This is a genomic window from Mesorhizobium helmanticense, assembly GCF_003034915.1.
Taxonomy (GTDB): domain Bacteria; phylum Pseudomonadota; class Alphaproteobacteria; order Rhizobiales; family Rhizobiaceae; genus Mesorhizobium; species Mesorhizobium helmanticense.
Map to the genome: position 1 here is coordinate 1 of NZ_PZJX01000066.1, position 21,860 is coordinate 21,860.

The window sequence follows — 21,860 nt, forward strand, 5'->3', positions numbered from 1 at the left end:
CATCGGAATCTACAAGGCCGATCTGCACGTACCCCTGGAGGCCGACATCGCCGCCCTCCCCTCGGTGAACCAGCAGCAGCGCGCGTTGGCGGAGCAGGTCGACGAGGCCGCACGGCAATACATCTCCAGCCCGCTCAGGGACCTGCTGGCCAATGAGATCGCAGCCATCGAAGAAGCGGCCGGGCAAGCTGGACATTTTTCGCTCGCATTCGGCTTCGACGCTTATCGAAACAGGGATGCGCTCGATATTCTCGTGGTCGGCTACAAGAGCGTGTTCGATTCCGGCGACGGATACGTTCAGGCGGCGGTCCGCATCGAAGGCGGCGCGCGTCCCGACCCCGAGCCGGCCGAAGCCCGCGAGATCGTGCCCTACATCGCTGCGGAAATGCCTGCGGGATTGGACCTAACGGTCCGCGGCGTGATGACGGTGAGGCCGGAACGGACTTTTTGGGAGAAGGTGCTGATCCTGCACGCAATGACCGAAATGACCGAGAAGCGAAGCGCGGAAGCGAAGCCTGATCGCCCGGTGCCGGATCTCAACCGATATTCGCGCCACTATTACGACGTCCATCAGATCTGGACGCACCCCGACTACGGAGCGGCCACGGCGTCAATGCTTGATCTCGCCGAAGCCTGCCGACAGCACAAGCAGCTGATGTTTCGCGCGCCGGATCACCGATACGATCGGGCAGTCCCCGGCAGCTATCGCCTGGTCCCGACTGCCGACATGCGCGCCAGGCTCGCGGCCGACTACCAACGCATGTCGGCGATGATCTTCGGCACGCCACCGGCCTTTGCCGACGTCATGGCGAGCATCGACGCACTCGAGCGCCATCTCAATTCGGCGCCGGCCAACGCGCAAAGTGTCGGCGGCGACGCGCCGGAGAGCGAAGAACGATCGACACCGCGATGAAGCAACGCGATCCGCCGCTCGTCGGATGCAACCCACCGTCGGGCGTAGGCCCTATCTAGATCTCCGGCTTCTTCGACTTCCCGCGGTGGCTATGCAGGTGAGGCCGAAAAATGGCGGCACGTCTCCTCATCTCATAGAAAAGCTTTTGATGCGCACCAGCGGGCCTTAAGGTTCTTGGATGAGATCGATTCTCGGAAGAAGCAATGAGTCTTTCCCCAACGTCGCAAAAAAGAGAGCATCACTTCTACGTATCGATAGCCAAGGTCCTTTTTTATCATCCTGAGCATGGCATTGTGTCCGTGAGTGACCCGATAGGGCGCATGCATGCAGAACGGCATGGGCTTAGTCCCCTGATACTCTACGGACTCACCGTCGCTGGACTGCCTATTCGATGGATGACTTTCGCCCCGGTTGTCCAGCCCAAGGCGTTGCGTGAGGTGTTGCTCGACGCCTGGACAAAGGCCGAGGGTTTGCGCGGCCTGCCGGACGTGCTCCGCGTCAGCCGACATCTTGCAAAGGCCAGCCCGACGCTATCAGCGGACATGGCAGGAATCGGCGTTCGACTCGAGATCGCTTCGGCCAAAGAGAAATCTCTTCCGGCGTCATTGCGCTCAGCGCAGGAAGCCGGCAAGTGGCTGCCGAGAAAGCACGAGCTCGATGATGCATCACTTGTCCAAGCCGTGCGGACCCTCTGCCACGATGCGCAAGACGACCACAACTGCAATGCCAGAGGTGGTGCTCACGGGCTAAGCAACCGACGGCTTGAAGGTCAAATTCAGCAGTGGTCGGCGTTGCCGACGCGACTGCCGGGAACAATCCCGACTGAGGGACTGGATTGGGAGCCCGGTCCATGGTTGTCGTCCTGGGAAGCCGCACTGCCACCGGATCAGCCTCGTTACTTCAACCAAAGCAGTTTTGACGGCCGGACCTGGCTTATCGCAGGAAAAGAGGCGTCCGAAGTCCTCATCGAGGATGATTTCTCAACTGGGTTTGACTACGACAACTCAGCAGAGATCGCCAAGGATCTCTTGGCGTGCTGGCCCAATCCACCGGCGGAAATAGCCAAGTCCGCCGGGATCTCCTTGCGCAATCTCCAATGGTTTGTCTCCGGGAAAGTTGCCCTGGATCGCACCGCGCGCTTCAGATTGGAAGACGTGTTGGGCATTGAGTATGACGAAAGTGTAGGCTGTTGCACCGCGGCCGGACCCTACGTGCTGATCGCGCAGAAACCCCAGGCAATCGAGAATATCTACGAGGAAATTTCCGGAGGAGGAGACGCATGTCCATGTGAAATCGTCCCATCGCAGGGGCATGCCGACCCGAGCTGGAGATACGTGCTGATCAACGCGTTCGGAAAGCCGCCGACTTTTATCATGACGCCTCGCGGAGAAAAGATCGCGGAGCGCCTTCCGGACTTGGTGATGAACTACGAGGGGACCAGAGCCGTCTCTCAGGCTCTTTTTCGGGATGTGGTGTCTACATGCGCCCGCGCATGCCGGGAGCCTGCCGCAAATGTCCGGGAGATGAGAGATTTTGCAAAACGCCATGAAGAGCACTGGATTGATAGCATGTGGCAGCCGGAATGAAACTCATTCAGTCGCAGGCGGACAGCGCTGACTCGCAACGAATACTACGACGCCCCGCCGCACCGGTCGGGAGTTACCTTCTGGCCGCTTAATTTCGGTGATGGAAGCATGACGAAACCTCGGCTCGGACAGCTTTTCGACTGCACAGAACAGGGGGCGGCCTTTGTCGCGGAAGCGGCCGACGGAACACTCGTCCATGTTGATGACGTACCCTCTGGCCTCGCGTGTGCATGCAACTGTCCCGGCTGCGAAAGGCGGATGGTCGCCAGGAAAGGCGCCGTCAAGGTCCATCATTTCGCGCACCACTCGGAGCGGGACGGCAGCACATGCACATCACCGGGAGAAACCGCCCTTCATAAATTCGCGAAGAATATCCTCGACGAGCGGCTCGAAATCGCGCTCCCGGAGATGGTGGTTGAAAACAGCGACGACCGCGAAGTGGTGGTTCAGCCGACCAAAATAGCATTCGAAGCGGCTGTTCTTGAAGCGAGGGTTGAAACCGTCGTTCCGGATGTCGTCCTGGAATTACGGGACCGTAAGCTCATCGTCGAGTTCAAGGTCACCCACGCATGTGACGAGTTGAAGATCGCGCGCATTCGATCGATGAATGTCGGCGCGATCGAGATCGATCTTTCCGCGTACCGGGAGCGGCCACTGGATGAGCTCGCGGAGGAAATCCTCTACAACGCTCCAAGGATCTGGCTCCACAATCCACGGGAGACGGATGCCCGGGCGCGGCTGGCCGAAAGGGCGCGCAAGCGCGCTGAAGCCCGGCAAGAAGAAATCGGGAAATACTCAGCGAAGTATCGTCATCGTCGGCCGGCGAGCGGTGAAGGAGGTGGCGTTTGCGAGAGCGCGGTGCGTCGCGATGGTCTTGGTGCGCTTATCAATCTCGACATCGACGGCGCCGGCTGCTTCACCGTTCCAGTAGCCGAGTGGCAGGCCGCGACAATCCTGGAGCTGCTTGCTCACGGTCATACGCCTTTCAGAACGCGAAACGGTCTCTCCGGTTCGAAGAGGCGCGGATGGATCCATCGGGAATTCAGAGCTGTTCCCGATGACATCGCCATTGGACTCAAGGAGGCGGGAATACCATTCGCCTCACCCCTCGGTGCGGTGGAAGCCTATCTCAGACAGCTTGTGCATCTAGGCTTCCTGCATCCAGCGCGGTCGGAGATATGGCGGCCGACATACTCGATGCTGCAGAAGGTCGAGCAGGCAAAGGATTTGCGCGCACGACCGACGAGACGCCTTGCAGAGATTCGGGAGATCGTCACCAAACAACTGGATGGTCTGCCGGATGAGGAGACTTCCTCATTCGTTTTCGAAACATGGGTAGATACCGTTTTGACTGGCCGGACCCTGTCGATCGCCGATTTGCTTCAAAACGACGAAGCCGAGTGGATATCGCTGTGTGATGACATCGCAAACGTTCGGACAAACATCAGATTCTCACCGCGAGCAGATATCGACCTACTCGGCCTGCCCTGTGCAGGCGAACTTGCGCGAGCGATCGAAAGCAAGCGCCTGGAGGCCAAGAAGCGAGTCCGTCGGGAGCGCGAAGCCGAGCAAGAGGCCGCCGCGTCTCGGAGCAAGCAATTGCGCGATCGTGTGTCGCGTGACATCGGCGATCACGCCCCGACGTGGCTATCCACTCCGATCGCCGCATCGGGCGGGTTGTTGCCATTGGATGCCGCCGCGACCGCCGAGGGTTTCACCGCTGCGATCCGCGCCCTCGATCAGCGAGTTCGGGAATTGGAGTTGGAGGAACGAGGACGACGCCACAAGGAGAAAGCGGTGGGCGATCTGGAGGCTCTGGCGCGATCACGATACTACAATCCCGATCATGCAACCTTGTGGATGCGGAGTTCTCGCCGTGAGCTTGGTGGAAAGTCTCCTGCCGAGTTCACGATCAATGACGCAACACGGGACCAGTGCGAAGCCCTCCTTCCGCCGAAGCGCTCGCTTCGATAGAACTCCGTTTGGAGGGGCCGTTTGGCGCTCGCGCCACCGACAATGTGAAGGATTTTCGTGGAAATGGACTTCATCAATCCGATGCGCAGGAAATGACAACGCGCATGCTGTTCAGCCAACGCTATGTGCGGGCCATCGAGGGCAATGCGCTCACCGTCGATATTCCCGAGCCGGCGCGCCGCAAATTATGGGCCCAGTTGTCTGCATTCAACACGCCGATGCGGATCCAGCGTGATCCCTACGACAATTGGGTTTCCAGCACATCCGTCTTGGAGGAAACCGAGAGCGACCTTCTCACCGAGCATGGTTGGCAACGGCTACCGGTGACACCCTATCCCGCCGACACGCAATACCACGAAGCGCTGCGGCTGCTCGTGCTTCGTGGTGACGGTCCGTATGTATTCGACACCATCGAAGTTGCGTCCAGCTACATGGACCCCACCGAGAAGGACACGTTACGCAGGAAGATTAACCAGATCTTCGAACTCCATGATTGCCCCTGGCGTATATCAGACGGGGAGTTCTTCAAACTCGATGCCGATTTCGTCGGTGCCAAGCTCGCGGCGGGCGCCCACGATTCTCTCGCAGCAAACCAGTTCGCCGGCGCAGCCAACGAATTTGCAAAGGCACGCCAATATCTCGGAATGGGAGACGTGCGCGAGGCGATCTTCTTTGCCGGCCACAGCTTCGAGAGTGTCATGAACGTTCTGACGAAACTGGAAAACGCCAATGGCGATCGGCTGATCAAGGAATTGGGCGCTCAAGGCTATTTCGACGACCTGCCGCAAACTATGCGCGCCGGTTTTATGGATCAGGTCCTCCGAACGCTGCCATTTTTGCGCAACAAGCTGGGTGGTCACGGACAGGGCAAGGACGTTGTCGCCATTCCGGGCGCGTATGGCGATCTCGCGATCCAGATTGCTGCCGCCTTCCATAACTTCCTCATCACCAAACATCTCGAACGTGCGCCACCGTCGGAGCCCGTGCCGGCAAAGCAGACGGAGCGTTCTGCCGATGACGACATTCCGTTCTGACGATTCTCCTTCCGCATTGCCGGACAAGCGCATGATGATCGTCCGGGAGACCGGCGAAGACGGGCGAGCCGGACGCGAGGTGCGGCTCACCGACCTCGAATTCGAGCCGTTGGGCTATGAGCATCTGGTGAATTGCAAGCTCGATCAGCCGATGATCATCCCGCTTGCTGGCCGCGGGACGATTGTCGGGGGCGATGTCTCTGACGTCGAAATTGGGCACACGGGTCGCTTTCGGACGGAGCTACAAAGTCGGCTTGCCTCGAAATCCATTGGCCTTGTCAAAGGAGGCTGGCTGCCTTCAACCCTAGCGATCCAGGACAACTCTGTCGTGCTGCCGGATCGTTGCGTCGTTGCCGAACTCGATCGCCGGTTAAAGGATGGCATGACCAAGCACACCGGGCGCAGCGATTTCATCGACCTGTTCGCCGACCATGCAATCCGCATCAACCCCGGGCTATTCGCTCTCGAGGGCGGCGAGAGGCAACACCCGACCGCGAGTTCGGCGCGGCACAGCCTCGATGAGGCGGTGAGAAAGCTCCGTTCGGCGCTTCCAAAAGCGATCCTGGTTGCGGACGATGCCAATGGTCTCAAGGGCGTCCTCGGGTTGATCGAGGACACCCGAAGCGGCATGGATCGCAAGCAGGATTTCCTCATCCGCCTCAATCCCAGGCTTCAATCTCCGGTCGCCCTACACAGAGTACAATCCGTCGGCAATGAGGTCGTCTCGACCGCGAAGGCCTGCGGCCTTCAGGTGCGCTCGCTGGTCGTCCTTGCAGCCCTCAGTTCAGTCGTTGTCGCAAACGGGAAAAGTCCGGCCAAGGGCCTCCTGAAGTCCAAAGCGCGTTACGGAAGAGAGGAAGCCTACAATGCTCTGGCTGATCTGCGCTCGCTCGAACTGCTGATGCATATCTTTGCCATCTGGCCAGATCAACGCGTGATGCTGTGCACCGCCGACAAGGACCTGGCGTTGTTCTGGAGCGGGATTCGCGCGTCCAACTTCGTGCGACATGGAGGCCACATCAGCTTCGACATCGACCCTGGGGCCCTCTTTCCCGGCGTTACCCAAGAACAATGGATGACGTGGCTCACAGACTGATTCGAGCACCCTGGCGCGGGCTGCAACCTTACCACGCTCGGAACGCCCAGGCCGGCAAAAAAAGCTGTCGTCCGCGCGGCCTCAGTCTCGTTGCCGTCTGAACGTCCAGCGCTGTGGCGCTGCTCGCCTGAAGCCATTGACGCATTTTCGTGGAAAGACGAGCGACTTCGATTGATAACCTCAAGGCCTGGATCCAGGCGGACGTGTACTCAGCGTTCCTTTTGATGCACGGTCAATTCTGCTGACTTCGCTGATAGAGCTCGAAGATCCACGGCGAATGGTGGTGCTCCTGATAGACCAGGCTGAGGTGTTTTTTCGGGCGTGTCACGCCGACGTAGAACAAGCGCCTGGCCTCGCGAAGACTTGTGGGGGTCTGCCGATCGCGCGCGCTCGGCATATCGGAAGCGTTCACTCCGTACATGATGACGGCGTCGAACTCCCGCCCCTTGGCGCTGTGCAGGGTGCTGAGGTTGACACGTCCGGATCCCTCCGTCCGTCCGGCGAAATGCGCCAATGGCATGTCCAGATCGCGGGCCGGATCGGTGTTGGAAATCATCTCGTCGCAAACGTCCCACTCCTGTTCGGAATTGCGAGCGACCATGCGCCATGGCGTGATGAGTTCTCGTGCCACCCGTTGCAGCCAGACGTGGGTGGTTTCGCTGCTTCCGAGTGAGGTGCTGAGAAACCCCATGAGTTGGGCGGATAGTTCCTGTTCCTCACGCTCACTGGCGTGGCGCCCGTAGACGAGCGTCATTGCTTGCGACAGGAGCCGCGCATAGGGCGGCTCGGCATCGCGCCAACCGCCCGTGATCCAGCCGGCACATCCCTCAATGAAGCGTGCAAGGCGAGAACTTCTTTTGACCAGCGCGTTCGTGTCGGTTCGGAAAAAAGGGATTCCCGCTTCTTTCAAAGAGGCCGCCACTTTGTCGCCGAGCCAGGCGGCCCGGTAGAGAACCGCGATTTGCCCCAGTTGGAGCCCTTGTTCGAGAAGCTTCGGGATGATCGTATTGGCGACCGCCTCAGCTTGATTGTCGTGTCCGTACGGAACTGGCCAGAAGCTGAGATCGCCGTCGGGAGCGCCATCGATGCCGTGATAGTCACGCTCCTCGCCAAGCGCACCGAGCGAGGCTCGAATGATCTTCGCGCCGGAACGGTAGTTGAAGCGGAGCCTGATCGTGCGCACATCGGGGCGGCGGGTTAGGCTTTCCAGCAGCTCAGGATTGGCGCCGGCGAAGCCGTAGATCGACTGGTCGGTGTCGCCGACAGCGAACAGACGAATGCCGCCCTCGAAGCAAAGCAGGAGGACGAGTTCGTGCAGCGCATGACCGAGATCCTGGTATTCGTCGACGAACAACACGGGGTAACGAGCTCGCACTGCATCGCGAATCCAGCCGTTCTCCTTGATCATGCGATACGCGAGCAGCGGCATGTCGTCGAAATCGATGAGCGCTTGCCGGCGCAGCTCCGCCTCGTAGGCTTCAACGAAATCAGCCAGCTCCGGATTCCGGCCCCGCCATTCAGACCGTGTGCGATCGACATCGCGGACGCGCTTTTCCGACGCGAACTTCCATCTGTCGTGAGGGTTGCCCGAGCCGGCGATCGATTTGCTGTATGCCGCTTCCACAGCGGCCCGCATCTGCGATTTGCTTGCGACCTTGAAGTCCGCGGGAAGCCCAATGGGCACGCAGCGCGCGTATGGGCCGATGACCTGGCTGAGCGCGAAGCTATGCACGGTGCCGATGAAAGCGCGGTCTCCAGGTACGATCCCAAGGCGGGCGAGGCGTGTTTCCAGTTCGATCGCGCAGTCGTTGTTGTAGGTGATGCAGGCTACGCCGCGAGGATCGGGTACGTCCTGGATCAGGGCGCGTGCCATGGCGATCCTCAGCGTCTTGGTCTTGCCGCTGCCCGGGCCGGCGAGCACCACGCAGTGACCCTTTTCCACGACGGCGGCGGCCTGCTCCGGATTGGCCTTGAGGTCTGCCAACGCTTGAACAAGGGGCCGGTCGCTAAGCATTGGAGACCCGCGCGACCAGAGTGGCGATGGCGTTTTCGATGTAGGCGGGCGGTGGAAGACCAACCGCCTTCTTCGCCAGACGCGCGCCTAGCCGGCCTTTGCCAACGCTCGCGACCATTGCCAGCAGCTGTTCGGCATCAACCGGCGTGCCTGCACGCCAGGCGGCAATACGCTTGGTGCGCACCGACCCGAAGTCTTGTCCGCTCAGAATATCGAGCAGCGGGCTCAGCAGAACAGGCGTGTTGGCAACCGAAACCTCAAAAGTCTGTTCATTGAGGAAGATGCCGGATTTTGCCGCGTCGGCACTGAATGCGGCATAGTCTGATGCTTCCCATCTTGCCAGATCTGCCGCCGTCAGAAGAGGCTTGCCACGAACGGTAAGCATGTCCTGCCAGAGGTCAAAGGTTCGCTTTTTGCCGAGTGGAGGTCTGGAACCGTCGAGAGGATCCCAGTCGGTGATGACGCAATAAGGCAGCGTCAGCGCCTCAGCGAGCTTGACATAGGGACGGAAGTTCGTGCCTGCCACATTGCAGACCGTGATCCCGAGATCGTCGAGCGAATGGCCGAGCGACGAGGCGAAGACGGGCAAGAGCGCGTCCTCCGCGTCGCCTTCGACGAAGATGGCGCCACGCGCAAACAGCAGCTCGGCGCGGGTGGCGTCGAGATAGTTCTCGAGATCGTCAAGCTCGTCGGGTGTCACCGGCAGATTGGCCAGGGAGAATGCCTGCGTCGCACCTCCGCTCCTCTTCAGCTGGACGATCGATCGCAGTGGCGCCACCGCGGCCAGGGTGGGCGAATGGCTGGTGACGATCATGGCCTGGGAAGCGTCCACATTGCCGAGCAGCTTCGTGAACACCGAACGCTGGAGATGGGGATGGAGATGCGCTTCGGGCTCCTCGATGCAAAGCAGCGAGAAGTTGCGCTCGTTCTTTTTCCGGCGCCAGGCGAATTCCGCGAGCTTCAGCGCCAGCAAGGCAACGTTCGCCGATCCGAGGCTGGCCTCGGCAATGCTGCGCTTACCGTTATCGATGAACATCGCGATCGCCCGGAACAGGCGAAGCGGGTCGGCAGGCGCAAATCTCAGGCGCGCATCGATGTCATGCGCCTTTCCCGACAAATGGGCGATGCCAGCGCGCAGTTCATCTTCCAGCGTCTTGATGGTCGGAAAGGCCTCAAGCGTCTTGCTCGCCTTGTCGAGCTCGGTCGCGACAGTGTCGAGATCCGGGCGGCTTATCCCTGAGACGGCTTCCTCGAGCAGATGGCGCAGCGGCGAAGCTCGCCAGCTGCCGAGCTGACCTTCCGCGTCGCGCAAGGCATCGAGCAGATCAATCGCAATGCGGCGACGAACCTTGCTCGGCAGCGAGCGCGTTTCATCACCACCGCCAAAGACCAGAAACTCGCAATCCGCGCCCGACTGCGGGGCGCCAGTGACGTCCGACTTCTTGCGGAAGACATAGCTGAGCCGGGCGATCGTCGGATCATGGGGTGCTCGAAAATCGGTCAGAAGCGCGGTGAGCGCCATGTCCGTGGCGAAATCTGAAATCTCCAGATGTACCTCAATAGGCGCGCTGTAGTCGGCAGGCCCGCCATCCCAGAAATCCGTGAGCTTCAGCTGCCTTGCCGAATCGGGCAATGTCTGGTCGAGGATGAGCTGGACCGCGAAGAGCAGGTTACTCTTTCCGACCCTGTTTTCGCCGAGCAGCACGACATTGCCGGCCAGGGCGACGTCGATCGATTGAAAGTTCCTAAAATTCCTGATGCTCAACTTGCTGAGATACATTTTCCGCCCCAACGTTTAAGCTTTTTCTTTGCCTGATCTTCAATAGCCGGTGATTCTGGGCGATCACAGTGCCATTCTGGATCAACAAGACGAAAACCAGATGCTCATTCGCTCCACCCACGTTGTCGATGGCGTGCTGGCGCTTCGCAGCGCCCGCGCTGCCGCTGCGCGCGAGGGAGCAATCGGACGCGATATCATGACCCTGCCCCTGCTCGCGGCGCGCCTGGTCGGCGGCTTCGCAACACCGGCCGGCACCGACGTGCTCTATCCGGCTATCCAGGCCGCGCTGGCTTCCGAGAGCTTTGGCGACATCGGAACGGTGGCCGGCTTGCCTGGGATGCCGCGCGCGGCCCTTCACGCGCTCGATTGCGCCTGGCGGGCCGACCTCGACCTGTCGACCCTGGGCGCGACGTCGAGGTTTCACGACCTGCATGTCATAGAGACCTACATACGTGACCACATACCCTCGGCGCACATGCTGCCGCGCGACCTTCGCGACGCCGCCCTCCGGCGGGTCGATCTTGCGCGCAGCCTGCTGGGCCCGGTGACGCTTTCGGGATTGGTGGAAGTCGATCCGCTTTGGCGGCCACTACTCAATGAGGTCGCCCGCTTCGCCGACCTCACCTGGGAGCTGCCGGAGCCTGTTGAGCAACCATGGTTCATAGGGTCGATCCGGAAAAGGGCAGCGACTACTTCGGTCCACACGTCGACGGAGGCGAGCGCGGACCCGAAGTCGGAGGTCGTCGAGGCGTTGCGTTGGACCCGCCAGTTGCTGGCCACCGGCAAGGTTCAGGCACAGCACATCGCCATCGTGGCGACTGCGACACAGGACTGGGACGATCATTTTCTGGCCTATGCGAGAAACGCCGGGTTACCGTTGCATTTCTCCCACGGCGTGCCCGCCTTGAGCACGCCGGAGGGCCAGGCCTGTGCAGCGCTGGCGGATATTCTTGCAAACGGTTTCAATCAGGAACGTATATGGCGCTTGATCCGCCGCCTGCCGGCGCGCCCATTTGCAGGCCTGCTTCCTGCGGACTGGTTCGCCGCGATCCCACGAAGCGCCGGATTGCGCAGCCTTGACCAATGGCGAGAAGTGATGGCGGAGGTACGGTTGCAGCGCGCCAACGGCGATCTGGCCGAGCAGATCCTGCTTCCCCTTCTTGAGCTTCTCGCGCGCGGAGCGGAAGCGGCGGGAGAGGCCGGTACACGGCTGCTGAGCGGCGCCAGTCTGGCGATGTGGGAGGAGGCACTGCGAAGCGCGCCGCCGCAAGCCATCGGCCTGTCGTTGCAAGCGCTGCGTGTCGCCGATCAGCTTGACCCCGCAAGCTGCGTCGTCTGGTGTCCGGCGTCGCAACTGGCTGCATGTCCGCGGCCCTACACCCGCCTGCTTGGCCTCACCAGCCGGTCCTGGCCGCGCTCGGAAAACGACGACCCGCTCCTGCCGCACCATTTGCTCGACCGCCGCAGGCTCCACCCTGTGGGTATCACTGAACGCGACCGGCGCCATTTCGCCGTCATCAAGGCACATACCAGGGAGCAACTCGTGCTGTCGCGCTCGCTGCGCAACGCCAAGGGCGGCATCCTTTCACCCAGTTCGCTGTGGCCTTCGGACGAGATCGTGCACAAGCGCGATCGCATTCCGGAGCATGCGTTCAGCGAAGCGGACAGGCTGCTGGCGCGGCCCCGCGATGCCGGCCAACGGGCACATGTTCGCCAGAGCCAGCTTTGCTGGCGCAACTGGCAACGGCCTTCGATGTTGACCCCGCATGACGGCCTCTCTAGCGCCGATCATCCGGCGATAGAAAGAGCCTTATCGAGGGTCCAGTCGACGACGTCACTGCAGCGGCTGCTGCGCGACCCGCTCGGGTTCGTCTGGCGCTATGCTTTGGGATGGCACTCGGTCCGATTCCAGTCCGATCCGCTGCAGCTCGATGCAGCTTCGTTCGGAGAGCTGGTGCATGAGCTTATAAGCGGCGCGATCGCGGCGCTCGAGCCAACGCCGGGCTTTGCGCGCGCCAGCGCCGTCGAGATCGATGCGGCGATCGGTCATGCTTCGGCAGCGATCCTGAACGTCTGGCCGCTGCAGCGCTCAGTGCCACCGCCGATTCTGTGGCGCCATACGGTGAATGAGGCTGCGCGCCGTACTGCCAGAGGCCTTGCCGCGGACGATCAGGTGAGAACCGATACGCGCAGCTGGACTGAGGTGCCATTCGGCCAGATCGAAGCGGGGGATGAAGCGCCGTGGGACACGACAGTCGCGGTGCCGATCCAGGAAACTGGTCTGGTCTTCGGCGGCCGCATGGATCGGCTCGATATCCGCGCCACAGGCGATGGCGCGCGCATCACCGACTACAAGAGCGCCAAGCCGCCTCCGAAGCATCAGCGCATCGCGTTGGGTCAGGGACGGGAGCTGCAACGCGTCCTTTACGCGATCGCGGTCCGCTCGCTGCTCCCCGAAGTCAGGACGGTGGCGACGCGCCTGATCTATCTCGTCGATGATCCCGCGACGTTCGAACTCAAGGGCGACGAACTCGATGGTGTGGTAAGCGAAGCGACAGGCTATCTGTTGGCAGCCATGGCGATCCTGCGCAGCGGCCGCATTGCGCCGCGTTGGGAACAGGACGCGCTCTATGACGATATGCGCCTGGCGCTTCCGGCCGACCGGGAAAGCTATCTGCGCCGCAAGGCGTCTGAGTTCCGAGCGGCCAGCCAGCAGCTCAACAGGCTCTGGAGCGCCTCGACATGACGCTTGTCGACCAGGACGCCCGCTGCCGGGCCATGACCGATTTTGCCGCGATCCTGCTTGTGGAAGCGGCCGCGGGAACCGGCAAGACCTCGCTGATGGCGGGTCGCGTGGCGATGATGCTCGCATCCGCCCATCATCCTGGCGACATCGCCGCCATCACGTTTACCGAACTTGCCGCAAGCCAGCTCGCGCGCCGGATCAGGGAGACGATTGACGCGCTGCTGGCGGGTGAGGTTCCTGCTTTTCTTCGTGCGGTTCTTCCGCTTGGTCTTTCCGAACAGCAGCGCAATGCGCTGGTCGCTTCTTCTCCGCGGCTCGATGAGCTGACGGCGACGACCATCCACGGATTTTGCCAGGCGATCATCCGCAGCCATGGCGTCCAGGCTGGCCTCGACCCCGGCGCCCGTGTGGTCGATGCGACCGTCGCCGACAATCTGTTCACGGCCGAGCTCTCCGTCTGGTTCTCGCAGAGGCTTTCGGCCGGTGCGACGGAAGGCGACCCGATCGTCGTGCTGGCGGAAGAGATCCCGCTTCAAGTGGTGGATCTTATCCGGGAGCTCGCGAGCCTTCGGCGCAAGCATCCCGATGCGCAGCCGATCCCTCCGGCTCCCGACGCACGGCCAGACATTGATTTCGTCCAGGCGGTCGACGATTTCGCCCGGTGGCAGGCAAGCGCCGACCCTGACAAATGGCTTTCCGAGATCGCGTCGGAATTGAGCCGGCTTGCGGAGCGCTATAAGGATTGTCTCGCCCAAGGCGAGGATTTCGGGGTCTTGTGGCGGCTTTGCGATCCGGGAACCGGTCGGCTTTTCGAACGCAAGGGCCTTCAGCTCAAGGCCTACGAAGCGGCGGCGCGGGGCTTCGGCGCTCACCGCAACGAGGCCGGGCCGGGTGAAGGCCGGACGCTCTACGATACCGTCGTCATAGGCTGGAACGAGCTCGTTGGTCATATCGCAACCACGCTCGTCTGCTCTTTGTCGGCGTCACTCGACCAGCTGCTGGAAAGCTACCAGGCACGCAAGCGTGCCGCCGCGGTCCTGGATTTCGATGATCTGCTGATCCACGTTCGTTCGCTGATCCGCGACCATGAAGAGGTGCGTCACGCCATCGGCCAGCGCTATCGCTATATCCTTGTCGATGAGTTTCAGGACACGGACGGCATCCAGAACGAGATTCTGTTCTCGATCGCCGCGACCGAAACGCAACCAGGACAATGGAAGAAATCACAGCTGCGGCCGGGGGCGCTCTTCCTCGTCGGCGATCCGAAACAGGCGATTTACCGCTTTCGCGGCGCCGACATCGAAGCCTACGAACTCTGCCGTCAGCTGATCGACGGGCAGGATCATGGTGCGGTGCTCGAGATCACAGCCAATTTCCGATCCCTGAGCCCGATCATCGATCATGTGAATGCCTGCTTCGAACCAGTCTTTTCCAAGGCCTCGCAGCCCCGTTATGTCGCTCTCGCGCCCACGCTGATCGAGGCGTCACACCTGCTTCCCTGCGTGGCGCGCTTCACCGTGGAGGTCGCGACCGAGGGGCGCGTCTACGCGGAAATGTTTCGGGAAGCCGAGGCCGAGCGGGTTGCCGACATTTGCGCCGCCTTGATCGGCAACGTCTCGATTCTACGCGCCGACAAAACATGCACGCCGCTCCAGGCCGGCGACATCGCGCTGCTCTCACCGGGACACACCGAGCTGTGGCGCTATGAACGGGCACTCGAGCAGCGCGGCCTCTCGGTATCCTCGCAAGCCGGCCAGACGTTGATGCGACGACAGGAAACACAGGACATCCTGGCGTTGCTGCGGACCTTGGCGGACTCCTCCGACACGCTGGCCTTTGGCGCGCTCATGCGAGGACCACTGGTCGGCCTCAGCGAACAGGAGCTGCTCGACATCACGGCGACCCTTGCCGCGAGGGAAGAGGGCCGAAACTTTTTTACGGTGCGAACGGACCCTGAACTCGTGCAGCATGCGGTGGCCAGGGATATTCTCGTCGAACTGCAGCGGCTTCGCCGACGAGCGTCGATCGTGGCCCCGAGCCTGATTCTGGCCGAAGCCATCGAACGTCTGAACATTCGCGTCATCATGGCGGCCCGGCATGGAAACCGAAATGCACGCGCGCTTGCCAATCTCGATGCCCTGATCGAGCGAGCGCGTGGCTACTCGGTCTCTGGCCTGCGCGCCTTCATTCGGGATCTCCAAGATGATTGGGAGCACAAGGCACGGGCGCAGGAAGGACGCATCGATGCCGCCAGGGATGCCGTCGAGATCGTCACCATTCACAGCGCCAAGGGGTTGGAGTGGCCGGTCGTGATTCCGGTCAATTCCACGACCGAACTCTATCGCCCGGATCAGTTCGTGCATCGGCAATCCGACAACAGCCTGCACTGGATGCTTGGCGGCGTCGCACCGCCCGAGCTGGCGGCTGCGCGTGCCGCGGAGAGCTTGGAGGATGCCAATCAACGTGAGCGTATCTGGTATGTCGCCTGCACCCGGGCGCGGGATATCCTGATTGTCCCCCACATCCCTCAGGCGTCAAAGGATTCCTGGTTCAGCTCTATAGATCTGCGCCAGTACGACATTCCCGAACTGGATCTTTCGTCCTTTGTGCGTCTGGAAACGCCGCCGCCGGCCTCCCGGCCGAACCAACAGTCTTCCGACGTGTTTGCCGCCGAACAACGGTCCATTGAGAAAAGTGCCCCACTGGTCGCCTGGCGCCGGCCCAGCGAGCACGACCCCGATCGGGTGGGCGACCTTCTCGATGGGGTCGTCACGTTGGAGAGCCACGTTGAGCATCTGGAGGTCATCGGAGCCGGAGCGCGCCGCGGTGTCATTCTTCACAAGCTGATGGAAGAGCTTCTCACCGGCGAGCTTGCGGGAGAACTCGGCGCGAGCGTGTCGCGCGCTCGCGAATTGCTCGACCAACTGATCTCCGATGTCGATGACGACGAACCTCGTCCCGATCCGAGCGAGATGGGAGCTGCGGCGCTACGTGGGCTCGCCTTGCCACCGATTGCCGAACTACGAGTCCACCTCGTCCCCGAAGTCGCAATCTGGGGTCATGACGAGCTTGGTCTCATAGCCGGCCGCGCTGACGCCTTGGCTATCACGGATGACCGCGTTGACGCTGCGATCGATTGGAAATCCGACGTTAGTCCCACGCCTGCGGTGCGCGAGGCCCATGTGCAGCAGTTGCATGACTATCTGTCCGCGACAGGCGCCGCACGCGGCGCAATTGTCTATCTGACGAGCGGCGAGATCACTTGGATCCATCCCCCTTTACGGCGTCCGATCTGAAACATTGCTCGTATGCCCGTGCCGATGCGATAGCCTTCGACGCTGGCGTCGCTGTCACTGCATTCGACTGGAAGAGGGACATTGCGCCATCGCCGGCCGACCGCCAGGCCTATGCGGGCCAGTTGCTGGAATATCTCGAGCTTCTGGCGCTTGATCGGGGCGCAATTGTCTTCATGACTTCAGGTGAAATCCAGTGGGTCAACCGCAAACGCACAACCAGCGGCAGCGAATAGGCAGCTGGCATCGCGGCCAGAGGCCCCTCCCCTAAGGACGCCGGCACTTCGCCAGGAGATGCACGGCGCTGCGTACTTGATGGCGCCCTGTCTTTTCTCAAATCGGGCGTTGAGCGAAGGCGGCTTCGATATGCTCGACCATGGCTTCAGCGGCCTTCTCGAGTTCGGCCAGGTCATCCTTGCTTATCGAACGCTCCTGGCCTTCATGGTCGTAGCCGTAGCGATGGACGCAGTCATGACGAACCGGCAAAAAGGCCATCAGCGTCGCCTTGACTAGTTTGTTGGGGAAGATAGTGAAGCCCAAAGCGCCCCGGTAGTAATTATCTATTTTCACAAAGTTATGGTAGGGCAGCTCACGCAGGCGTGTGAGCACCCAGTCGCGGTATGCGGCAGGATTGGCCGCCAGTTCGGTGACCGGGATCTTTTCGCCGCTCCATTCCTTGTTGTTCTTCACCAATGCCGACATTGCCGCCGTTTCATCCATGACGACTTTGATCAACCGATCGCTGAGATAAGCCTCCATTGCGGAGAAATATTGAACAAAGAGCATTCTGTTCAACGCCCGGATCGGGCTTTCCAGCCCGCTCGCGATGTAGTCGATGTCATAGGTCGCAAACTTGAAAATCGTCGCGGGATCACGGATCAACTCCTGCTTGTGATCGGCGGTGGCCTTCGCGAAATCTTGCAGCAGCTCATCGGCAGGTTTTTCAATAGCGCCCATGAGGATGCCATATGCTCCAAATACCTGTGGACGCAAGTCATCTAAGCCTTAGTACTCAATCCGCATTGTTAACAAGCGTACGCAGCAATCAAGAAATATTTGACGCGATCGTAGGAAGGCGAGTGGCAAACAGGGCGGCGGCTGAGTAATTTCCCTTATGACCGGTTTGCCGTCAACGGCATGCTATATGCTTCACAGCTGACTTCGGCCGAATTGCCTGGCGGTCTATGATCGTGCGGTGTTGGATAGACTTTCATCGACATCCGCCGAAGGCCTGATCCGCAACTCCCGGCTCATTCATGCTCCGCAATCGCTCAGTGTCTCGGCTCGCAAAGCATAGCGCTAAAACAGAAGTCGCCACACAGTTTGAACCGCTCTTGATGGAATACATTTTGCCAGTGGTCTGACTGGCGATCGTTTCACGATTAATCACCTGGTGATGGCTTGGGAACTGTCGCTATGGTCGAGATCCAGGGACAACGGCTCAAGATATTTCGTCTTCCATGACCTCGGTCACCGACCCTTCTTCTTCGTCGCGATTTTCTCTGCCCGCCAATCCTGTCAGAATATCTCCCGCCAGCAGTTTCTCCTTTGAAAGCAAGCCGGCGTCCTCGAGCGCATCGAAATCCGGCAGCTGGCGCAGCGTGTCGAGCCCGAACTGCGACAGGAACGTTTTCGTCGTCACATAGGTGTAGGGCGCCCCCGGCTGCGGGCTGCGCGGCCCCGAGGCGATGAGGTCCTGCCCGCGCAGCACGGCGATCAGGTCGCGCGACACCTCCTTGCCGAAGAAGGACGACAGCTCGCCACGGGTGATCGGCTGGAAATAGGCGATACACATGAGGACAAGAGCCTCCGACTGCGACAGCTCTTTTTCGCCCTGGCCGCCTTGCTGGCCGAAGGCGGCCCGGATGACTTCGCCAAACGCCTTTTTGGTCCGGTGCTGCCAGCCCCCGGCGACCGCGACCAGTTCATAGGGGCGGCCGGTGAGTTCGGCGCGGATGTCGTCGATGATCAGCTCGAGATTGCAATTCCTTCCCACCACCCGCGCGAGGACACTACGTGTCACCGGTTCATTTGCCGCAAAGATCACCGCTTCGACGCGGCCCATCCATTCGCGCCAGCGCAGCTCCGGCGGCAGGTGGTCCAGTTCCGTGTCGAGCAGGACAGGCTGTTCGTTCGGCTTGCGGCGGGCGGACGCTTCGCTCATCGCTACAGCCCAAACAGCCGAAAAGCGGTGCGGCCGGAGAGTTCGCGCACGGCATCCAATTGTAGTAGCCGGTCGAACAAGCGCCGCGCCGCAAAACGCGACAGGTTTTTGGTCGTCAGCGAGCCCGAAACGGCGTCTTCGTTGAGCAGTCTTTGGATCACATCGCCCGCCCCTTTTGCCCTGAGCTTCGGTGCGACGGTGATGAGCCGCTCCGCGCGACGCGACAGCTCGGCGGCCAACCGCCAGGCGTCGGCCGCTGATCGAGGCAGCGCCAGGCACACCGCCCGCTCAAACCCTTTTTCGCCCGGCCGAATGCGCTTGCCGCTGGCCTCATCGCGAAAAGCCGGACCAAAAGCCTGAGCCATCAGCAGCGGCAGCGACCGTGGCCAGCGCAGGCTTTGCGCTAGCATCAGATCGGAGAGCCACCACGCAAAAAGCTCGCAGTCAGGGCGTACGGCGACGACGTGAGCGGCGAGCGCCGCGGCGGCAAACGGCGCCGGCCGCTGCAGCCCCGCCAGTTTTTCGATCTCCGTGCAAAGGTCGGCGAGAGCCGCGCCGTCCCAATGGAGCCCTAGCTGGTCAGCGATCTTTTCGACCCGATCGGAGTCGGCGACAGGCGGCTGGACAGACAACCGCCGCCAGGCGCCGAAGATCGCGCCGGCCGGACCGGGATCGGCGCCGGCCGGGCGCAGGTACCAGGCGTCGCGCAAGGCGGCCTCGTCCTCTGAACGGCCGGCGAGCCGCATGCTGGCGGCGGCACCGCGAAGCGCCAGCCGATGCCGCCAGGCCCCGGCCCAAGCGGGCTGCCCCCGGGCGAGGCTGTCGAGCGCACTCAGGGCGGCCCCGGCCTGGAAGGCGGCGTCGGCATCGCTCGGCGCGCGTCCGGCTGCCAGCGCCCAGGCCGGGACGGTCGGAGGCACGTTGGGGGCCGGGCTGGCGGTCGCGGGATCGAGGCGAATCATGCCTGCGAGGTTAAGGCTGCCGTGCGCTTATTGCCAGAAATTTCGGCTCAAAACGCACAGCCTGTCGCAGAACTAAAACGACTGATAATGTTGCATTATCAGCCGTTTAACTCATCACGATATCCATGACTAAGTAAGCCGGCTAATCATGCAGCTCTCGACGGAGCACGCTTTCTGCTGCGCGGACGAAGATTCCGTGCCGCCATGTCACGAAACACTCGGCCCGCTCCTCTGCCGCCCGATGGTCCATGAAATCCCCTCCCCGCGCATTATCCCGGACACCTCCTTGCCGACGTGACGATCTAGCACCGGCCGCCATGGCACGAGCGTGAAGTCGCGCGACTTCTCGATGACGGCATATTTGCCGTTGGCAAGCTCGACCGATCGGCGCAGCGTGCCTTCTATCCGGCCCCCGGGCTTCGCTTCGGTATAGGAAAGACCAAGTTCGCCCGACATCTGACCGGCAACACGGTTCAGCTCACGCTGGCGCAGGATGGAAATCATGTTGGCGCGATAAGCGATCCGGTCCTGCTCTTCACGGGCGAACCCTTGTGCAATCAGCCATTGGCGCCGGCGGGCTTGCACCTCCCGTACCTCGCGACCGAAGCCGGAGTTGCGCAAGGTCTCCGGCGTATCGGAAACCAGCTCATGGTCGATCCAGGTGGCGCCATCGAAACCGACCTGCTTTTCGAGTGGCATTGAGGAGAGTTTTTCGACCATGACAGGTTCAGCCCTAGCCCGCTGCCGCTCGTATTCCGATACGCGATGTAGATGATCCGGCGCGATGATCCAGGTGCCGTCCGGCTCGCGCTCCAGGCCCCCAGTGGCGCGCCGGACCGCCTCCAGCCGGCGGACATGCGTTTCGGCGATGCGTTCGGTGGCGGACGGGTCATGCTTTAGATGAATATCGATGTTGTAGCGGCCGTCATCGGCGGCGGCGATCTCGGCGATGGTGCGGTCGACTTGCCTGGGCTCGGTGTTCCTCGGCAAGACACGGACGATGCAGCCGTCAGGCGTTGGTGCGGTGGCCTCGCCTTTGCCGATGTCGATGTAGTGGCTTCTGCCGTCCAGGCCATCAACGATGAGGTAATGCCGGTCGTTGATTTCGTCGCCCAACCCGCGCGCGACAACGCGGCCAACGACCGGCTGGGCCGGCTCCCCGGATCGATCGTGAATCACACAGTCAGCAGCACTGCGAGCGAGCCCCTTGCCTGTCAGCTCGCGATGCATTGTCTTGATGATGTCGCCGCGTTCGCCGATGCGGCGCAGCGTCGCTTCAAGCTCATCATCCAGGCGCCAGCGGCCCGAGTCGATCTGTCCGGCGAGCCCCATGCGCTCGAGCTTGCACAAGCGTCCCTGGTGCAACGTCTGGCGAAACGCGTCGCGGACGTCCGGTACAACAAGCCCATCGCCGTCGCGCATCCTGAGAAGCCGCCGGTCGATGCTGGTGAAGCGTTCCTGATCCATTTCCTGGCGCAAGCGCTGCTCGATCTCGCGGTCGGTGCGCGGACCGAGATCTAGGCCGACCAGCTCGGCCGCCCGCTCGCGGATTCCACTCGAGATATACTCCCTAGCGATGACGAGATTCTCGCCGCGGTCGTCCTTGCCGCGAACGATGATGTGGCTGTGCGGATGACCGGTGTTGAAATGGTCGACGGCAACCCAGTCGAGCCTGGTGCCGAGATCCTCCTCCATCTGGGCCATGAGCCGCCGCGTCAGCGGCTTGAGGTCGTCATACTCAATGCCGTCTTCCGGTGCGACGATAAAGCGGAATTGATGCCGGTCGCTATCCGCGCGATCGACGAAGGCCTTACTGTCGATGCGATCACTGCCGGGGCCATAGAGTTTGCCGGGTTCGCCTTCCCTGGTGACGCCATCGCGCTGGATGTAGCGCAGATGCGCACGCGCTCCGTCCGCACCCTTGCCGGCCAGCTTCACAATCCGCGCCTTGACCATCACCCGCCGCTGCCGGAAGGCGGCATACCGGTCGCGTGACTTGAGCAGCGCGGCCGCCGCCCCGCCGCGGCCTGTCCGGCTCCCCGTGAAGCGACCGCCGCGCTGGAGGCGGCCGCCGGCTCGGTTGATCGCTGCCTTGACCTGGCCGGCATAGCGCTTGCCTGCTTTCGAGCCGCGCGAGCCGATCTTGCCGAGCTTCGGCCTGAACTCATCATCCTGCATTACCAGCCTCCGGGCAAATTCAAGCGAAACCTGAGTCTCGCTGGCCCACCCTCCTGGCGCCGCCGGCAGCCTCCGGCAAAACGATGTGCAGACAAAGGCTTCGCCGCCTCATGGAGGCGG

General features: G+C 61.8%; 14 protein-coding genes. 8 read left to right on the top strand and 6 right to left on the bottom strand.

Features of this window, described 5'->3' with window-relative positions:
- The 5 genes from C9427_RS31280 to C9427_RS31300 all read left to right on the top strand — a co-directional run.
- A partial coding sequence (locus C9427_RS31280) for a nucleotidyl transferase AbiEii/AbiGii toxin family protein (RefSeq protein WP_107652874.1) occupies positions 1 to 913 on the top strand: 913 nt, incomplete at its 5' end.
- A 203-nt stretch (positions 914 to 1,116) separates the two neighbouring features.
- Positions 1,117 to 2,499: a hypothetical protein gene (locus tag C9427_RS35035; RefSeq protein ID WP_107652875.1), complete on the top strand. Its 1,383-nt coding sequence runs from the start codon at positions 1,117 to 1,119 to the stop codon at positions 2,497 to 2,499.
- 258 nt (positions 2,500 to 2,757) lie between these two features.
- Positions 2,758 to 4,473 carry a competence protein CoiA family protein gene (locus C9427_RS31290; protein WP_107652891.1) on the top strand — a complete coding sequence of 572 codons (1,716 nt, stop codon included), beginning with the start codon at positions 2,758 to 2,760 and terminating at the stop codon, positions 4,471 to 4,473.
- 104 nt (positions 4,474 to 4,577) lie between these two features.
- Complete coding sequence (locus C9427_RS31295; RefSeq protein ID WP_146172624.1) at positions 4,578 to 5,507, top strand: AbiJ-NTD4 domain-containing protein; 930 nt, start codon at positions 4,578 to 4,580, stop codon at positions 5,505 to 5,507.
- Positions 5,488 to 6,603: a hypothetical protein gene (locus C9427_RS31300; protein ID WP_146172625.1), complete on the top strand. Its 1,116-nt coding sequence runs from the start codon at positions 5,488 to 5,490 to the stop codon at positions 6,601 to 6,603. The genes C9427_RS31295 and C9427_RS31300 overlap by 20 nt, the downstream gene beginning before the upstream one ends.
- Positions 6,604 to 6,835: 232 nt before the next feature.
- Here C9427_RS31300 and C9427_RS31305 read toward each other — a convergent pair whose 3' ends face one another.
- Positions 6,836 to 8,587 carry an ATP-dependent helicase gene (locus C9427_RS31305; RefSeq protein ID WP_245437240.1) on the bottom strand — a complete coding sequence of 584 codons (1,752 nt, stop codon included), beginning with the start codon at positions 8,585 to 8,587 and terminating at the stop codon, positions 6,836 to 6,838.
- Positions 8,588 to 8,609: 22 nt separating this feature from the next.
- A complete protein-coding gene (locus C9427_RS31310; RefSeq protein ID WP_107652879.1) occupies positions 8,610 to 10,397 on the bottom strand; it encodes an ATP-dependent nuclease in 1,788 nt (595 codons plus the stop codon).
- Positions 10,398 to 10,446: 49 nt separating this feature from the next.
- Between C9427_RS31310 and C9427_RS31315 the strand changes: the two genes are divergently transcribed.
- The 3 genes from C9427_RS31315 to C9427_RS31325 are packed head-to-tail and all read left to right on the top strand — an operon-like array spanning position 10,447 to position 16,672.
- Entirely contained in the window at positions 10,447 to 13,143 is a 2,697-nt protein-coding gene (locus C9427_RS31315) for a PD-(D/E)XK nuclease family protein (RefSeq protein WP_107652880.1), read from the top strand.
- Positions 13,140 to 16,439: a UvrD-helicase domain-containing protein gene (locus C9427_RS31320; protein ID WP_107652881.1), complete on the top strand. Its 3,300-nt coding sequence runs from the start codon at positions 13,140 to 13,142 to the stop codon at positions 16,437 to 16,439. Before C9427_RS31315 ends, C9427_RS31320 begins: the two co-directional genes overlap by 4 nt.
- Positions 16,406 to 16,672 (top strand): hypothetical protein, encoded by a 267-nt coding sequence (locus C9427_RS31325; protein ID WP_107652882.1) that lies wholly within the window; start codon positions 16,406 to 16,408, stop codon positions 16,670 to 16,672. Before C9427_RS31320 ends, C9427_RS31325 begins: the two co-directional genes overlap by 34 nt.
- 97 nt (positions 16,673 to 16,769) lie before the next feature.
- On the opposite strand, the gene C9427_RS31330 is transcribed toward C9427_RS31325, so the two are convergent.
- From C9427_RS31330 to rlxS, 4 genes are all read right to left on the bottom strand, one after another.
- Positions 16,770 to 17,393, bottom strand: a complete 624-nt coding sequence (locus tag C9427_RS31330; protein WP_023774354.1) for a hypothetical protein — start codon at positions 17,391 to 17,393, stop codon at positions 16,770 to 16,772.
- 484 nt (positions 17,394 to 17,877) lie between these two features.
- Entirely contained in the window at positions 17,878 to 18,600 is a 723-nt protein-coding gene (gene scpB / locus C9427_RS31335) for an SMC-Scp complex subunit ScpB (RefSeq protein ID WP_107652883.1), read from the bottom strand.
- 2 nt (positions 18,601 to 18,602) lie between these two features.
- Positions 18,603 to 19,562 (bottom strand): DUF1403 family protein, encoded by a 960-nt coding sequence (locus tag C9427_RS31340; RefSeq protein ID WP_107652884.1) that lies wholly within the window; start codon positions 19,560 to 19,562, stop codon positions 18,603 to 18,605.
- Between the two features lie 207 nt (positions 19,563 to 19,769).
- Positions 19,770 to 21,740: a relaxase/mobilization nuclease RlxS gene (gene rlxS / locus C9427_RS31345; RefSeq protein ID WP_107652885.1), complete on the bottom strand. Its 1,971-nt coding sequence runs from the start codon at positions 21,738 to 21,740 to the stop codon at positions 19,770 to 19,772.
- Positions 21,741 to 21,860 lie beyond the last annotated feature (120 nt).

Bases quoted from the DNA above. Each gene is read 5' to 3' on its own strand.
- C9427_RS35035 (WP_107652875.1), top strand. From the start codon at position 1,117: ATGAGTCTTTCCCCAACGTCGCAAAAAAGAGAGCATCACTTCTACGTA.
- C9427_RS31290 (WP_107652891.1), top strand. From the start codon at position 2,758: ATGGTCGCCAGGAAAGGCGCCGTCAAGGTCCATCATTTCGCGCACCAC.
- C9427_RS31295 (WP_146172624.1), top strand. From the start codon at position 4,578: ATGCTGTTCAGCCAACGCTATGTGCGGGCCATCGAGGGCAATGCGCTC.
- C9427_RS31300 (WP_146172625.1), top strand. From the start codon at position 5,488: ATGACGACATTCCGTTCTGACGATTCTCCTTCCGCATTGCCGGACAAG.
- C9427_RS31310 (WP_107652879.1), bottom strand. From the start codon at position 10,397: ATGTATCTCAGCAAGTTGAGCATCAGGAATTTTAGGAACTTTCAATCG.
- C9427_RS31320 (WP_107652881.1), top strand. From the start codon at position 13,140: ATGACGCTTGTCGACCAGGACGCCCGCTGCCGGGCCATGACCGATTTT.
- C9427_RS31330 (WP_023774354.1), bottom strand. From the start codon at position 17,393: ATGGGCGCTATTGAAAAACCTGCCGATGAGCTGCTGCAAGATTTCGCG.
- scpB (WP_107652883.1), bottom strand. From the start codon at position 18,600: ATGAGCGAAGCGTCCGCCCGCCGCAAGCCGAACGAACAGCCTGTCCTG.
- C9427_RS31340 (WP_107652884.1), bottom strand. From the start codon at position 19,562: ATGATTCGCCTCGATCCCGCGACCGCCAGCCCGGCCCCCAACGTGCCT.
- rlxS (WP_107652885.1), bottom strand. From the start codon at position 21,740: ATGCAGGATGATGAGTTCAGGCCGAAGCTCGGCAAGATCGGCTCGCGC.